This is a genomic window from Streptomyces hypolithicus (assembly GCF_052934925.1).
This window is the reverse complement of sequence record NZ_CM128811.1, coordinates 4,757,485-4,769,550: the sequence shown is the minus strand read 5'-3', so window position 1 is coordinate 4,769,550 and position 12,066 is coordinate 4,757,485. Positions and strand designations below refer to the sequence as shown.

10 protein-coding genes are annotated in these 12,066 nt (G+C 71.9%); 4 read left to right on the top strand and 6 right to left on the bottom strand.

What is annotated here, in order from left to right; translation table 11 throughout:
• Window positions 1–25 precede the first annotated feature (25 nt).
• From ACU6WZ_RS22500 to rsmH, 3 genes are read right to left on the bottom strand one after another with little or no spacing between them, the layout of a single operon-like run.
• Window positions 26–1,999, bottom strand: coding sequence for a peptidoglycan D,D-transpeptidase FtsI family protein (locus ACU6WZ_RS22500; protein ID WP_447029971.1), 1,974 nt, complete (start codon window positions 1,997–1,999; stop codon window positions 26–28).
• 4 nt (window positions 2,000–2,003) lie between these two features.
• Entirely contained in the window at window positions 2,004–2,573 is a 570-nt protein-coding gene (ftsL, locus tag ACU6WZ_RS22495; RefSeq protein ID WP_447034187.1) for a cell division protein FtsL, read from the bottom strand.
• 44 nt (window positions 2,574–2,617) lie between these two features.
• Window positions 2,618–3,574: a 16S rRNA (cytosine(1402)-N(4))-methyltransferase RsmH gene (rsmH, locus tag ACU6WZ_RS22490; RefSeq protein ID WP_447029970.1), complete on the bottom strand. Its 957-nt coding sequence runs from the start codon at window positions 3,572–3,574 to the stop codon at window positions 2,618–2,620.
• A gap of 396 nt (window positions 3,575–3,970) precedes the next feature.
• Here rsmH and ACU6WZ_RS22485 point away from each other — a divergent pair, with 396 nt between their 5' ends.
• From ACU6WZ_RS22485 to ACU6WZ_RS22470, 4 genes are all read left to right on the top strand, one after another.
• Window positions 3,971–4,531 carry a beta-class carbonic anhydrase gene (locus ACU6WZ_RS22485; protein ID WP_447029969.1) on the top strand — a complete coding sequence of 187 codons (561 nt, stop codon included), beginning with the start codon at window positions 3,971–3,973 and terminating at the stop codon, window positions 4,529–4,531.
• Between the two features lie 207 nt (window positions 4,532–4,738).
• Complete coding sequence (locus tag ACU6WZ_RS22480; protein ID WP_447029968.1) at window positions 4,739–5,794, top strand: AAA family ATPase; 1,056 nt, start codon at window positions 4,739–4,741, stop codon at window positions 5,792–5,794.
• The gene (locus ACU6WZ_RS22475; protein WP_447029966.1) at window positions 5,794–7,224 is read left to right on the top strand and encodes a DUF58 domain-containing protein; all 1,431 of its coding nucleotides are present in this window, start codon (window positions 5,794–5,796) and stop codon (window positions 7,222–7,224) included. Before ACU6WZ_RS22480 ends, ACU6WZ_RS22475 begins: the two co-directional genes overlap by 1 nt.
• Window positions 7,221–9,659, top strand: coding sequence for a transglutaminase TgpA family protein (locus tag ACU6WZ_RS22470; protein ID WP_447029965.1), 2,439 nt, complete (start codon window positions 7,221–7,223; stop codon window positions 9,657–9,659). The genes ACU6WZ_RS22475 and ACU6WZ_RS22470 overlap by 4 nt, the downstream gene beginning before the upstream one ends.
• Before the next feature lie 206 nt (window positions 9,660–9,865).
• Here ACU6WZ_RS22470 and ACU6WZ_RS22465 read toward each other — a convergent pair whose 3' ends face one another.
• The 3 genes from ACU6WZ_RS22465 to ACU6WZ_RS22455 all read right to left on the bottom strand — a co-directional run bounded on the left by ACU6WZ_RS22465 (window position 9,866) and on the right by ACU6WZ_RS22455 (window position 11,977).
• Entirely contained in the window at window positions 9,866–10,270 is a 405-nt protein-coding gene (locus ACU6WZ_RS22465) for an SCO2097 family morphological protein (protein ID WP_447029963.1), read from the bottom strand.
• A gap of 283 nt (window positions 10,271–10,553) precedes the next feature.
• Window positions 10,554–11,360: a methyltransferase gene (locus ACU6WZ_RS22460; RefSeq protein WP_447029962.1), complete on the bottom strand. Its 807-nt coding sequence runs from the start codon at window positions 11,358–11,360 to the stop codon at window positions 10,554–10,556.
• A gap of 113 nt (window positions 11,361–11,473) precedes the next feature.
• Window positions 11,474–11,977, bottom strand: coding sequence for an SAV_6107 family HEPN domain-containing protein (locus ACU6WZ_RS22455; protein ID WP_447029960.1), 504 nt, complete (start codon window positions 11,975–11,977; stop codon window positions 11,474–11,476).
• Between the last annotated feature and the right edge of the window lie 89 nt (window positions 11,978–12,066).

Below are 12,066 nucleotides of genomic sequence, written 5' to 3'. Positions count from 1 at the left end.
GATGGTTGTCACTGGTGGTCCTGAATCACTGGCCGGGCTCGAAGGACACCGGAAGTCGGGGGGGGTTGCTGCCGGTCGGTGCGACCTGGAGGGTCTTGAGCGCGAACTCCATGACCTCCTTGTAGATGGGGCCGCAGATCTGGCCGCCGAAGTAGCTGCCCCTGGTCGGGTTCTGGATGGCGCAGTAGACGGTGACCCGCGGGTTGTCGGCGGGCGCGAAGCCGGCGAAGGACGCGGTGTACCCCTTGTAGCGCCCGGTGGCCGGATCCACTCGGTTGGACGTGCCGGTCTTGCCGCCGACGCGGTAGCCGGGGATGCGGGCCTTGGTGCCCGTGCCCTCCTCGTCGTCGACGACGGACTCCAGCATCGTGGCGAGCGTCTTGGCGGTCTTCTCGCTGACCACGCGGGTCTTCTTGGGCGCCGGGGCGGGCGTGAAGCGGCCGTCGGGGCCCTTGGCGCCGCGTACGAGGGTCGGCTGGATCCGTACGCCTCCGTTGGCGATCGTCGAGTAGACGGAGGCGGCCTGCATGGCGTTGAGCGACAGGCCCTGGCCGAACGGGATCGTGTACTGCTGCGAGGTGCTCCAGTCCTTGGGCTCAGCCAGGATGCCCGCGGTCTCACCGGGGTAGCCGAGCCCGCTGGGGCTGCCGAGGCCGAACTTGCGCAGGTAGGAGTGGAGCACCTTGTTGGCCTGGGCCCGCGAGGTGCCGAGTTGCTCGGTCGCCAGGATCGTGCCGATGTTGCTGGACTTGGCGAGTACGCCGTTGAGCGTGAGGTACCAGGTGGGGTGGTCGATGTCGTCCTTGAACAGCCGGTCGCCGCGGTGGAGCCGGTTGGGTACGACGACGTGCGTGCCGGGGGCCGCGGCGTTCTCCTCCAGCACCGCGGCCATGGACATGACCTTGGAGGTCGAGCCGGGTTCGTAGGCGTCCTGGAGGGCGGCGTTGCCCAGGGAGGCCGAGTCGGCCTGCGAGAGGTCGTTGGGGTCGAAGCCGGGGGCGTTGGCCATGGCGAGGACCTCACCGGTGCGGTTGTCCTGGACCATGACATAGCCCCGGTCCGCCGCCGACTTCTTCACCTGTTCGGCGACGGCGTTCTGGGCGGCCCACTGGATGTCGCGGTCGATGGTCAGCTCGATGCCGGAGCCGGGGACGGCCGGGACTTCGCGGGCGCCGGCGGTGGGCACGCGGCGGCCGCCGGACTGCGCGTACTTGATCTCCCCGTCCTTGCCCGCGAGTTCCTTGTTCAGCTGGACCTCGATGCCGCCCGCGCCCTTGCCCTCGGCGTTGACGTAACCCAGTATTCCGGCGGCCAGATCACCGTTGGGGTAGACGCGTTTGCTGCTGTCCTCCTGGAAGACACCGGCGAGCACGTTGACGCCCTTGCCGCCCTTGGCCTTGTCGGTCTGGGCCTTGTCGGCGAAGACCCCCTTCAGGTCCTTGATCTGCTTCCAGATCTGCGGGGTCTGGCGGCGGGCGAGGACGGCGTACCTGCTCCTGGGTTTGCTGAGCTGCTTCGCCAGGTCACCGGCGTTCTTGCGCAGGATGGGGGCGAGGAGCGCGGCAGCCTGCCGGGGTGCGTCCGGGGCCTTGCTGAAGGCGGGGGTGAACATCGACGGGTCGGCCGTGATGTCGTGCGCGTCGACGCTGGTGGCGAGGGCGATGCCGTTGCGGTCGGTGATCTCGCCGCGTTCGGCGGGCAGCGTGGCGCTGGAGTACCGGTTCTTCTCCGCCTTGGCGGCGTAGGCGCTGGCGTCGACGGCCTGCACCTGGAGCAGCCGTACGACGAAGGCCAGCATCACCAGCGTCAGGGCGAAGCTGACGAAGCGCAGCCGGGGTCTCGGGCTGCCGAGCCGCAGGGACCGCGGGGCCTTGGCCGCCGGGCGTGGCCGCCGGGGGGCGGGGTGGGCCTTGGGGCGTGCGCCGGACCCCGGGCGCCCCGCGTTCTGCGGGCGGCCGGGGCGGGGCACGCGACGGCGCGGCGGTTCCTTGGGGGGCACTGCGTCACCTGCCGGGAGTCGGGGTCGGCATCGCGGACGGGCTCCCCTGGGCGGGAGCGGGGGTGGAGGCGCCGGAGGTGGGAGACACCGGGGACGGCGGCGGGGGCGCGGGCGCGGGCTGCACGGTGGGCGCGGAGGCCGGCGGGAGCGGGACCGGGTCGGGAGCGCCGAGGGGGGCTACGTCGGCGGATGCCGCACCCGGGGCGTCGGGGGCCCGGGACGCCTCGCCACGGACCGTACCGTCCGGTTCGAGGAAGGCCGGGCTGCCACCGGGCACCATGCCGAGCTCCCGGGCCCTGCGCTCCAGCGCCCCGGGCGCGGACCGGTCGTCCACGTCCTGCTGGAGCGCCTGCTCCTCGTCGGTCAGTTCGGTGGTCCGCTTCTTGAGTTCGCTCAGCTTGAACGAGCCCTCGTTGAGCGAGGAGTTGAGCATCAGCAGGGTGATGAGCCCGCCGCCGAGCAGCAGCACGACCAGCAGCACGAAGGGGGCCCTGGCCGCCTGGCCGGACGTACCGGAACGCGCACCGGAGCCGGAGCTCGAACCGGTGCCGGCACCGGCACCGGACGGCAGCATCCGGGACAGCCGCGCGGCCGTCTCCCCCACCTGCTGGACCGCCTTCACCGCACATCCTGCCGGATGCGCTCGGCCCCGCGCAGCCGCGCCGGCGCCGCGCGGCGGTTCTCCGCGATCTCCGCCTCGGTCGGCAGTTCCGCGCCGCGGGTCAGCAGCTTCAGCCGCGGCTGGTAACTCTCCGGCACGACCGGGAGCCCCGGGGGCGCGGTGTTGGCCGCGCCGGCCGCGAAGACCTGCTTGACGAGGCGGTCTTCGAGCGAGTGGTAGGAGAGGACCGCGATACGGCCGCCCACGTCCAGCGTCTTCACGGCCGCCGGGATCGCCTGTTCCAGCACGGTCAGCTCACCGTTGACCTCGATGCGCAGCGCCTGGAAGGTGCGCTTGGCGGGGTTGCCGCCGGTGCGCTTGACGGCCTGCGGGAGCGCGTCACGGATCAGTTCCACCAACCGGGCGCTGTCGCTGAACGGCTCCTTCTCGCGCTCGCGCACGACCGCCGAGACGATGCGCTTGGCCTGCTTCTCCTCGCCGTACGCGCGCAGGATCCGCACCAGTTCGCCCGGCGGGTAGGTGTTCAGGACCTCGGCCGCGCTGACGCCCGTGGTCTGGTCCATGCGCATGTCGAGGGGGGCGTCGTGGGCGTACGCGAAACCGCGTTCGCGCTCGTCGAGCTGCATCGACGAGACGCCGAGGTCGAACAGGACGCCCTGGACACGGGGCACGGACAGCCGGTCGAGAACGTCGGGGAGCTCGTCGTAGACGGCGTGCACCAGGGTGGCCCGGTCGCCGAAGGGGGCGAGCCGCTCGCCGGAGAGCCGCAGCGCCTCCTTGTCCCGGTCCAGCGCGATGAGCCGGACCTGGGGGAAGGAGGTGAGCAGTGCCTCGCTGTGCCCGCCGAGGCCGAGGGTGCAGTCGACGACCACCGCTCCCGGCTCACCGAGGGCCGGGGCCAACAGGTCCAGGCATCGCTGGAGCATCACCGGGACGTGTCGGGTCTGGCTCATGCGCCCTCTCAGGTACCGGCGCGGTGGTGCACGTACGGCCTGGTCCCCACCCGCTCAGAAGGGGAGACGGCCTGCCGGCGCCGGGGAAGGGGCGTCGGCCGACCGGCGAGCGGGAGGAGGCCGGGCCGTACGTACGCCGCGCACGGGAGTTTTTCGGTATGTGCGGTATGTGTCCGTAAAGCGACAAGGGGTGCGTCTGGCCACCCACATCGCGCCACTTTAGTCGACCGGTCCTGGCGGTCAATCAACCGGCCAGCGCGTCGCTCGGGCGACTTTTCACCCGAACGGAGCAGACTCGATGAATGCTTGTGGGTTACCTCACAACAAGACTTGTTGACGTCCTTTGTCCCTTCTCACAGCGGGCCTATCCCCGTGGCGCGCATTAACGTCTGAGCCATGTCGACTTCCGCGCACCTTCCCGCCGAGCCATCCGCCACTCCCCCCGCGGCAGGCACCGCCGGTACGGTCACCGACCGCCTCGTGGAAGCGAACCGGCGGTACGCAGCCAAGTTCGGAGACCCTGGCATGGACGCACGGCCGGTCCTGCGTGTCGCCGTCGTCGCCTGCATGGACGCGCGGCTCGACCTGCACGACGCGCTCGGACTGGAACTAGGCGACTGCCACACCATCCGTAACGCGGGCGGTGTGGTCACGGACGACGTCATCAGGTCCCTGACCATCAGCCAGCGCGCCCTGGGCACGCGCAGCGTCATACTCATCCACCACACCAACTGCGGACTGGAGAGCCTGACCGAGGACTTCCGGCACGAGCTGGAGGACGAGGTGGGCCAGCGCCCCTCCTGGGCGGTGGAGGCCTTCCGGGACGTCGACCAGGACGTACGCCAGTCCATGCAGCGGGTGCGGACCTCGCCCTTCCTGCCGCACACCGACGACGTGCGCGGCTTCGTCTTCGAGGTGGCCACCGGCCTGCTGCGGGAAATCGACCCGGTGAAGTAGCGGGCGAAGCCGCCACGATCGTGGATGAAAATATGGCAAACCAGACGTATCTCACCCACTTATCCACAGGCGAGTGACACGAAGCGGTAACGGCAACAAGAATGCGGGTGTGACATCGTGCCGGACCCTCCGGTTGGTGTCCGTGTTTGGGATGGGCCGCTCCGTCGTCGTGACGCCGGCCCGGGGAACGGGGCCGAGGAGGGCCGGGTGACGACCTATGACGATCGAGCGAGCCTTACAGATCTGACCACCACAGCGGAGCGGGTGCGCGGGTCGGTGGAAGGTGTGATCGAGGGCAAGCCGGAGGTCGTACGGCTTTCGCTGACCGTGCTCCTCGCGGAAGGCCATCTGCTCATCGAAGACGTGCCTGGCGTGGGCAAGACGATGCTCGCCAAGGCGCTCGCGAGATCCATCGACTGCTCGGTGCGGCGCATCCAGTTCACGCCCGACCTGCTGCCCTCGGACATCACCGGCGTCAGCATCTTCGACCAGCAGCGGCGTGAATTCGAGTTCAAGCCGGGCGCGATCTTCGCCCAGATCGTGATCGGCGACGAGATCAACCGCGCATCGCCGAAGACCCAGTCGGCGCTCCTGGAATCCATGGAGGAACGCCAGGTCACCATCGACGGGCAGTCGTACGAGCTGCCCACGCCCTTCATGGTGGTCGCCACCCAGAACCCGGTGGAGATGGAGGGCACGTACCCGCTGCCCGAGGCGCAGCGCGACCGCTTCATGGCCCGCGTCTCCATCGGTTATCCGAGCGCGGAGGCCGAGCTCCAGATGCTCGATGTGCACGGCGCGGCCTCCCCGCTCGACGACCTCCAGCCGGTCGCGCACGCCCACGACATCGTGAAACTGATCGACGCGGTGCGCGCGGTCCACGTGGCCGACTCGGTGCGGCGGTACGCGGTGGAACTGGTCTCGGCCACTCGCAGCCACCCGGACCTGCGGCTCGGCGCCTCACCGCGCGCCACGCTGCACCTGCTGCGCGCGGCGAAGGCGTCGGCTGCGCTGAGCGGGCGCGACTACGCACTGCCCGACGACGTACAGACGCTGGCGGTGGCGGTGCTCGCGCACCGGCTGCTGCCGACGGCCCAGGCCCAGCTGAGCCGGCGCACCGCCGAACAGGTCGTCCTGGACATCCTGCAGCGCACCGCCGTACCGACGTCGGCGCCGCCCGCCAACGGCTACGCGAACGGTCTCACGCCGTCTTCCGGCGCCGCGGTCCACGGCCACCAGCACCCCGGCGTACGGCGACTGTGATGACGGCCGGGGGGCCGGACGCGTCGGCCGGGGTCGGCAAGAGCGGGCAGGCGGACCACAAGGGCGGCCTGCGGGTGGCGCTGTCCGGCCTGACCACGCGTGGCCGGTCGTTCCTGGCGGCCGGGGTGGCGGCCGCGGTCTGCGCGTATGTCCTGGGCCAGGGTGATCTGCTGCGGGTGGGGCTGCTGCTCGCGGTGCTGCCGCTGGTCTGTGTGGCCGTGCTGTACCGCACCCGCTACCGGGTGGCCGGGAGCAGGCGGCTGACGCCGTCACGGACGGCGACGGGCTCGGAGGCGCGCGTACACCTGCGGCTCGACAATGTCTCGCGGCTGCCCACCGGCCTGCTGATGCTGCAGGACCGGGTGCCGTACGTCCTGGGGCCCCGGCCACGCTTCGTCCTGGACCGGGTGCAGGCGGGCGGCCGGCGCGAGGTGTCCTACCGGGTCCGCTCCGACCTGCGCGGGCGCTATCCGCTCGGCCCGCTCCAGCTGCGGCTGACCGACCCCTTCGGGATGTGCGAGCTGACCCGCTCGTTCAGTGCGCACGACACGCTGACCGTGATCCCGCGCGTCGAGGCACTGCCCGCGGTGCGCCTGACAGGCGAGGCGTCGGGGTACGGCGACGGGCGCAACCGCTCTCTGGCGCTGGCCGGCGAGGACGACGTGATCCCGCGCGGCTACCGGCACGGCGACGACCTGCGCCGGGTCCACTGGCGCTCCACCGCGCGCTACGGCGAGCTGATGGTGCGCCGGGAGGAGCAGCCGCAACGGGCCAGGTGCACCGTGCTGCTCGACACCCGGCGGGGCGCCTACCAGGGGGCGGGGCCCGACTCCGCCTTCGAGTGGGCGGTGTCGGGGGCGGCTTCCGCTCTGGCGCATATGCTCGAACGGGGCTTTTCGGTAAGGCTGTTGACCGACACGGGCAACTCGGTGCCCGGTGAGGGCGCGGGCGGATTCGCCGGAGCCACCCAGGAAACGGCGGACTCCGCGGGACTGATGATGGACACGCTCGCCGTCGTGGGGCACTCGGACGGCGGGGGTCTGTCCCGGTCGTACGACGTGCTGCGCGGCGGGAACGAAGGGCTGCTGATCGCCTTCTTCGGCGATCTGGACGACGAACAGGCGGTGGTGGCGGCGCGGATGCGCCGGCGCTGCGGCGCAGCAATCGCTTTTGTGCTGGACAGCGCTACCTGGGCCGCGGGGCAGGCAGTGGCAGCCGAAGCCGAGGGGGACTCGTCGGCGCGCATCGCGGAGCAGGCCGAGGAGCGGGTCAGGCCCCTGCGCGAGGCGGGGTGGACCGTGCTGACGGTGGCGCCCGAGACGCCCCTGGCGGATCTGTGGCGGATCGCGGAACGACAGCGCAGCGGCTCGGGGGTCTTCCCGGTCGGCGGCGCGGCAGGCACGGCAGCCACCACGGGGGGTTGGTCATGAGCGGTAACGGACGGCTGACGCTGTGTGCCACGGCGGCGACCCTGATGGCGGCGGGCGCGCTGCTGCCCCTGGTGGACAAGTCCTCGTGGTTCCTGACGGCCGCCTTGCTGGTGGCGGTGCAGGCGGCGGTCGGCGCGCTCGCGCGGCGGGTGCCACTGGCCCGGCCGCTGACGGTCACCGCACAGGCCCTTGCGGCGCTGCTGATGCTGACCGCGCTCTTCGCCATGGACTCCGCGATCCTGGGGGTGCTGCCCGGGCCCGAGGCCTTCCAGGAGTTCGCCCGGCTGTTCGCGGCGGGCGGAGAGGATGTCGGGCAGTACGCCATACCGGCTCCCGCGACCGAAGGCATCAGGCTGATGCTCGTCGGCGGTGTCCTGCTGATCGCGCTGGCCGTGGACGCGCTCGCGGTGACGTTCCGCAGCGCCGCACCGGCAGGACTGCCACTGCTCGCGCTCTACTCCGTGGCCGCGGGGCTTTCGCCGGGCGGCGCGAGCTGGCTGTGGTTCCTGCTGGCCGCCTCCGGCTACCTGTTGCTTCTGCTGGCCGAGGGCCGGGACCGGCTGTCCCAGTGGGGGCGCGTGTTCGGCGGCGCCCCCAGAGCCGGGGGGCGCCCGGCGGCCGGCGGTTTCGAGACGGCGGGCGGCTCGGCGCTGGCCCCGGTTCGCACGGGCCGGCGTATCGGCGTACTGGCCCTGGGTGTCGCGCTGGCTGTGCCCGCCGCGCTGCCCGCTCTGGACGGCGGGCTGCTGAACAGGGCGGGCGCGGGCAAGGGTTCTGGCTCCGGCGGTGGGACCATTTCGGCGGTCAATCCGCTGGTCTCGCTCCAGAACAGCCTGAACCAGCCCGAGGACCGTGAGGTGCTGCGGTACCGCACGAACACGCAGAGCACGAAGGACCTCTACCTGCGGATCGTCTCGCTGGATCAGTTCGACGGCGCCGCGTGGAAGTCCTCGGAGCGCCGGATCCAGGACGTACCGGACCGGCTGCCCCGGCCGCCGGGGCTCAGCCCCGGCGTCCGTACGACCGAGATCAACTCCAGTGTCTCGGCGGCCGGGTGGTACTCCCAGAGTTACCTTCCGCTGCCCTACCCGGCGACGCAGGTGGACATCGCGGGTCGCTGGCGTTACGAACCGTCCGGCCGCACCCTGGTGGGCGACCGGGGCCAGAACACGCGGGGTGCGCGCTACACCGCGGGCAGCCTGATCGTGCAGCCGACGGCTCAGCAGCTGGGGGACGCGGGCGCACCCCCGGAGGAGCTGCTGCGCGAGTACACCAAGGTCCCCGATTCACTGCCCGGGGTGGTCGAGGCGACTGCTCAGGACATCACCAAGGACGCCTCGAACGCGTACGAGCGGGCGGTCGCACTTCAGGACTGGTTCGCGTCCGACGGCGGCTTCACCTACGACACCCAGGTGCAGTCGGGCAGCGGCAGTGCGGCGATCACGCGTTTCCTGAAGGACAAGGAAGGCTTCTGCGTCCACTTCTCGTTCTCGATGGCCGCGATGGCGAGGACGCTCGGGATACCGGCGCGGGTGGCGGTGGGCTTCACGCCCGGTACGCCGAAGGCGGACGGCACCATGTCGGTGGGCCTGCGTGACGCGCACGCGTGGCCGGAGCTGTACTTCGAGGGCGTCGGGTGGACGCGGTTCGAGCCGACGCCGTCGCGTGGCTCGGTGCCGGACTACACCCGCGAGGACTCGCCGTCCGGCGGAGCCTCCGATCCGGCCGAGGCAGAGCCCAGCACCTCGGCGGAGCCGTCGGCGGAGCCGAGCGCGAGAGAGAGCTGCCCGGCGCAGGAGCGGAAGCTGGGCGAGTGCGGTGGTCCGGCCCAGCAGGGCGGCGGCGGGCCAACCGACTCGGGTTTCCCGTTCGAGGCGCTGCTGTGGTTCGCGCTGATCGGGCTGGGCGTGGTCATCTTCGTGCTGCTGCTTCTGCTGCCGTTCCTGCTGCGCACCCGGGCGCGTGTGTCCCGGCTGGGCACCCGCGGTCGCACACCTGCGGACGCGGCTGCCCGTACCCTGGCCGGCTGGCTTGAGATCACGGACTCCGCCTGGGACTACGGCATCACACCTGACGACTCGCAGACGCCCCGCAAGGCCGCCGCCCGCATCGTCCGGCTCGCCGGACTCGACGGCGCCCCCGCCGATGCGGTGCACCGGGCGGCGGGCGCGCTGGAGCAGGTGCTGTACTCCCCGCGGCCTGTCGTCCCGGGCAGCCTCGCCGATGAGGCCGGGCAGGTACGGGCGGGGTTGCGGGAGGCCGCCGGGCGCAAGGCGCGGATGCGGGCGGTTCTGCTGCCGCGCTCGGCCGTCCGGGTGGTGTGGGCGATGTCGGACCGGTGGGCCGGGGTGACGGACCGGTGGGACGCCAGCCGCTGGAACCCGGCGCAGTGGGCGGGTGCGGCGGTGTGGCGCCGGTTTCGGCAACAGAGCTGAACCCGCGTGCGGTATGAGTTCCGGATATGAGTGAGGGGCGGCCGCTGGGAAGCGGCCGCCCCTCACTCATACCGCAGGCGGTGAGGCGTAGTGCTGGATGCCAAGTACTGAGTACTGAATGCGAAGTGCTGGATGCGAGCGGTTGCGATCCACCGGTGCGACCCGGGCCATCGGTACTCGGTGCGTTCGGTCCGCGCTGCCGGTGGTTACCGCCCCTGACCCTCGTCACGGCGGCGCTGCCACCGCTGCTCGATGCGGTTCATGACCGACCGTCGCTGCCGGGGCTGGCTGCGAGCGGGCGTGCCAGTGCCAGTGCCGGAAGTCGGCTGCTCACCCGGCTTCGGGGCCTTGCGCCAGCCGGTGACCGCGAGCACGGCGCAGCCGAGCATCACAAGGAAGCCCACCACGCTGACCCAGATCTGCTGTGCGACCATTCCGGCCATGAGGAGCGCGATACCCACCAGAAAGCCTGCGACCGCCTGGTAGACCCGTCGCCGGGTGTACGTACGCAGCCCGCTTCCCTCAAGCGCTGTCGCGAACTTGGGATCTTCGGCGTACAGCGCTCGCTCCATCTGCTCGAGCATTCGCTGCTCGTGCTCCGAGAGCGGCACGGAGTCCTCCTACTCGTCGGCCGCGGGGGGCGACCGTATGCGGCCCTTTCAGAATAGGCAGGGAATCGCCCCCGTGAAACCCGCCCTCTACGCCAATTCACCATCCGGGCCGCCATGCCCTCTCGGTTGCCTGGGGGGTGTGCATTCCCCAGTGGCCGATCCGCCATGCCGGACGGTGTGCTCCGATCATACGGGGAAGCGCGGCCGATCGGGGGGCCTGTGGCGCACTCCATGTCCGCCTGCGCTGCTGATCAGCCGCTTCCCCGGGCCCCGGGCCGCTGCCTCAGCGTCCGCTGGGCCCGGGCTTCGGTTCGTGCTTCGGCTCCTGCGTCGGCTCCTGCTTCTCGCCCAGGACGTGCAGCTGGGTGGCGACGGAGTGGAAGGCGGGGAGTTCCGCCGCCGCGGCCTCCAGCTTGAGCAGGGCGTCCAGGGCGCCCGGCTCGGTGTCCACCAGGGCGCCGGGGACCAGGTCGGCGAAGACGCGCACGCCGTGGACGGCGCCGACCTCGACGCCGGCCGCCGTGACCAGCTCGGTGAGCTGCTCGGCGGTGAAGCGCCGCGGCACCGGGTCACCCTCGCCCCAGCGCCCGGCCGGGTCCGTGAGGGCGTGCTTGGCCTCCGTGAAGTGGCCGGCCAGCGCCCGCGCCAGGACGGCGCCACCCAGGCCGGCTGCGAGCAGGCTGAGGGTGCCTGCGGGGCGAAGCGCGTCGACCGCGTTGCGCACGCCTTCGGCGGGGTCGTCGACATACTCCAGGACGCCATGGCACAGCACCGCGTCGTACCCGCGGCGGTCGACGACGTCGAACAGGCCGTGGATGTCGCCCTGCACACCCCTCACGCGCTCGGCGACGCCCGCCTCCGCCGCCCGGCGCTCCAGCGCGAACAGGGCGTTGGGGCTGGGGTCGACGACGGTGACGCGGTGGCCGAGGCGGGCGACGGGCACCGCGAAGTTGCCCGTGCCCCCGCCGGTGTCGAGGACGTCCAGGGCGTCGGTCCCCGCCGCCTTGACCCTGCGGTCGAGGGCGTCCTTGAGGACCTCCCAGACCACGGCGGTACGGAGAGATGCCCGGGGGCGCATCGGGTCCGACACGGCAGTTGACTCCTCGGCGCGGCGCCGCCGCGGGCGGCGGGGCGGTGAACGGTGCGGGCGATGAACGCCCCGCCCACCCTATTGCCTCCGCGTGAGTGCCCCTGCCTGCCCCGTCATCCCACTTCCGGACGATCCGACGGCTGCTCCCTGGGCCGGGGCAGTACCGGGTCGAGCGCGAGCAGCTGCTCGACCAGGCGCAGGAACATGGCCGCGTCACGCAGCAGATCGTCGGCGTCGCGCGGGCTCGCAGCGCCCTGTATGCCGGCCTCGGCCCTGGCCCTGCGGGGAGCGCCAGAGGCGAACAGTGCGCTCCACTCGGTCAGTTCCGGCGCGATCTCCGGGAGGACCTCCCAGGCGCTGCGGATCCGCTGCCGCCGCCGCGCGGTGGCCTCGGGGCGGCCGCGTGCCGCGAGGACGGCTGCGGCGGTGCGCAGGGCGGCGAGGTGCGCCGTGGCGTACCGCTCGTTCGAGACGTCGAGGGCCTGGGCCTCGCCCAGTCCGCTGCGGGCCTGGGCGAGGAGTTCGAGGGCCGCGGGCGGGGCGCCCGCGGCGCGCAGCACGGGGTGCACATCGCCGGGAGGACCGAAGTGGCCTGCGGCTGCGGACGTGTGAGCCATGACGAGCCTCCTGTCGTCGCGTGACGGCTCTGTAGCCGTATGTACCCATCGTGAAGGGCACCACTGACAATCTGCGCTGACCTGGGCTT